Here is a 2,813-nt window from a genome sequence, read left to right as displayed (position 1 = left end):
GGTAGCAATGGGGGATTATTAGTCGGTGCTTGCATGACTCAGCGTCCAGACTTATTCGGTGCAGCCCTACCAGCGGTGGGAGTACTAGATATGTTGCGCTTCCATAAATTTACCATTGGTTGGGCCTGGTGTTCCGATTACGGTTCCCCAGATGACCCAGAGGAATTTAAAGCCCTTTACGCCTATTCCCCATTACACAATCTCAAACCAGGAACCCCTTATCCAGCTACCCTGATTACCACCGCTGACCATGATGACCGGGTTGTCCCAGCCCATAGTTTCAAATTTGCCGCAGCCTTGCAGGAGTCCCATGAAGGGGAACAACCAGTGTTAATTCGGATTGAAACCAAAGCAGGACATGGTGCAGGGAAGCCCACTAGTAAGATAATTGAAGAGATTGCTGATAAGTGGGCGTTCTTACTAAGAACCCTAGAGGTAGAGGTTTAGAAGTTAAGCAGAGCATAAGTTGCCTAGGATTTTCACGCTAGGATCTAGGACGCAGTTCACGATATCGTATATCATTTTTTTGACAGAAGGGGGCAAAAAAGCCCACTTCTGCTGCTCTTTTTGACTAGAGTGCTGGTTAATCATGGACTTATCTGCTATTCTGAACGTTGCCCTTGGCTTATTTTTTGTCTACCTGATCACCAGTCTGTTAGCCTCTGAAATCCAAGAATATCTCGCTAGCATTCTACAATGGCGAACTAAACACTTACAGAGGGCTATCGAAAATTTAATTAATGGTGGGATTCAGTTACGAAATATAAACCTGAAAGATGTGGTTGATGAGTCAGATGAAGAATCAGTTAACGTAACCGTTGATCAGATTAACAATTTAAAAAAGACCAAACGGCTTTTAACAAAACTCTATCAAAATCCGTTGCTTAAATCAGTTAATCACGAAGCCAAAGACCCAGATCACAAAAATCAATTAAATTCAAAATCTAACTCAAAGGTTAGTGGTCCTTCCTATATTCCATCAGATACCTTTGCCACCGCTTTAATCATGACCATTGTTCAGCAGGCATCAACCTTCAAAGATAATGCCGAGATTACCCTGGACAATTTTAAAACAGCCCTTGAAGAAGAGAAGATTAAAAATTTACTTCCTGAAGACTTAAAGATAACGCTTATAACCCTGATTGATAAAGCAAAATTTGAATACTCTGACCGGAACAAAGACCTGAAAAAACTTCAGGAGGAAGTGGCGACATGGTTTGACGAATCCATGGCACGAGCTGCCGGGGTATACAAGCGTCAATCTAAAGCCATATCTTTTTTAATTGGATTAGTGATTTCCCTAGCCTTGAATATCGATACCATCAATATCAGCAATCAATTCTATAAAAACCACAGTGTAAGAGCCGCTGTCAATCAAGTCACTAATAGGATTGTTAATGAAACCAGTGTCTGTTTACAGCAAGAATCAAACAGTAATGACTGTTATGATACTATAACCTCAGCTGTAGATGACCTAGCCTTCCTTCCCATTGGCTGGGGAGAAACTAATCTTGTAGAGCAGTTTGAAGAACCAAATCATCTTCCCAGAGAGCTAGGTTTGACTTGGGTTTACTTCAAATTCGTTCTAGGGATTATTTTGAGTGCGATCGCAATCTGTATGGGAGCCCCCTTTTGGTTTGAAGTACTAAATAAGCTGGTCAACGTTCGTAATACTGGAGAAAAACCAAAATCATCGCGCATAGACTCCCAGTAAGCATATGCGCTACGCGCACGCGTGCGCGTTCAGCCGTCAGCCAATGGCTGATAGCTGATAGCCTACCAGTCCCAACTGCTATTCCTCATTAGGATAGCGTTTTCTATCCTAATGAGGTACACATAATTTTTACCCTGTTCCCTGTTCCCTGTTCCCTGTTCCCTAAAACCTGGTAATCTGTACCTCACCAAATCGAAAGCCGCTATCTTCCTATTTAGGTTGCAAAGCAAGAACTATAGCCTGGGTCCAGTGTACCTTGATCGGTGTGAACCTACAGGGTAAGTAGCAGGAACGCCTCTTTCCAGTATTTGGTTCCTCTATCTTGAATAATAATTGGAGATTAAACTTGCCACCATTTTTAATCGCCTTCTTCAAGTCTTTGACCGGAAACAATGCATTTTTAATCTTTTCATCACTAAGTTTAAAATCGCATTTTTGACCAGGACGAACTTTACCAACGTCTTGGCTTTTGGGTGCCTCTTCCATATCACCAGAATTTACCCAAACCATAGGTCGTGCATTATTTCCTAAGTCAGTGATAATACTCTTATCCCAGTCTATTTCAATATGAACGGGATTCTCGTTGGATTTATTTTTAACAGTCAGTTTAAGATCCTTTAACTCATCAAATTTATAGCTAGGAGCGAAGCCAAACTTGACTTCCATGAAATCATTAAGATTGTGCTTTTCCAGTTCCTGATTGATAGCATCAGAGTCTACTTTAACGGTTATAAGTTTGTCTATTTCCTGGAAAGCTTTGTACAAAACGTAAGTAACACCGATTATATAAATCGTCAGGATTAGCAAGTTTTGGTCTTTATCCATGGATAGTAAACCTCTTAAAAAGACTAGTTTAAGGTTTTATTCGTTAATGGGGATAAGAAGAGTCTGGATAAGAATTTTTAGATTATACCTCATAAATGAGTTTACTGAAGATTGACTCACGCCATCAATAAAGACAAATCAAAAAGCAGCTTGTCCGTGAAGACAAGCTGCTTTAAGGCTTCATGCTAGCAAAGCAATGGACTAGCTAATAGCACTAGCTAATGGCACTAGCTAATGGCACTAGCTAATGGCACTACATCATGCCCATGCCGCA

The 2,813-nt window shown here is 40.9% G+C and carries 3 protein-coding genes; 2 read left to right on the top strand and 1 reads right to left on the bottom strand.

Annotated features, from left to right (window positions below; translation table 11 throughout):
- A partial coding sequence (locus F6K52_RS35000) for a prolyl oligopeptidase family serine peptidase (RefSeq protein WP_293089587.1) occupies window positions 1-447 on the top strand: 447 nt, incomplete at its 5' end.
- Between the two features lie 142 nt (window positions 448-589).
- Window positions 590-1,714: a hypothetical protein gene (locus F6K52_RS34995; protein ID WP_293089586.1), complete on the top strand. Its 1,125-nt coding sequence runs from the start codon at window positions 590-592 to the stop codon at window positions 1,712-1,714.
- A 210-nt stretch (window positions 1,715-1,924) separates the two neighbouring features.
- Here F6K52_RS34995 and F6K52_RS34990 read toward each other — a convergent pair whose 3' ends face one another.
- Complete coding sequence (locus F6K52_RS34990; RefSeq protein ID WP_293089585.1) at window positions 1,925-2,539, bottom strand: hypothetical protein; 615 nt, start codon at window positions 2,537-2,539, stop codon at window positions 1,925-1,927.
- Between the last annotated feature and the right edge of the window lie 274 nt (window positions 2,540-2,813).

The organism is Moorena sp. SIO3H5, assembly GCF_010692395.1.
GTDB lineage: Bacteria > Cyanobacteriota > Cyanobacteriia > Cyanobacteriales > Coleofasciculaceae > Moorena.
Note: the sequence above shows the minus strand (reverse complement) of the source record. Positions and strands in the feature narration are given on the sequence as shown.

Excerpts from the sequence above, each read along its gene's own strand:
- F6K52_RS34990 (WP_293089585.1), bottom strand. The coding sequence starts at position 2,539 with ATGGATAAAGACCAAAACTTGCTAATCCTGACGATTTATATAATCGGT.
- F6K52_RS34995 (WP_293089586.1), top strand. The coding sequence starts at position 590 with ATGGACTTATCTGCTATTCTGAACGTTGCCCTTGGCTTATTTTTTGTC.